1 rRNA gene is annotated in these 235 nt (G+C 53.2%); it reads left to right on the forward strand.

Annotated features, from left to right (window positions below):
- Positions 1 to 85 (forward strand): 23S ribosomal RNA (locus IB244_RS31855); the annotation flags it as partial.
- Positions 86 to 235 lie beyond the last annotated feature (150 nt).

Consider the following 235-nt stretch of genomic DNA (forward strand, 5'->3'; position numbering starts at 1 on the left):
AAGACGACCACGTTGATAGGCCGGGTGTGGAAGCGCAGCAATGTGTGAAGCTTACCGGTACTAATAGCTCGATTGGCTTGATCGTTCTCATTGATCAATGCTCATCTGCGACACAGACGTGTCGGGATGAAGCCTAGACGTGTTCAACTCTAAAAAGAGGGCTTTGCCCTCACCAGCTTCTCATTTGTTGCGCTTCGCTGACCTGGTGGTTATGGCGGGGCGGCTGCACCCGTTC

This window comes from Rhizobium sp. RHZ02 (assembly GCF_014851575.1).
GTDB classification, from domain to species: Bacteria; Pseudomonadota; Alphaproteobacteria; order Rhizobiales; family Rhizobiaceae; genus Rhizobium; species Rhizobium altiplani.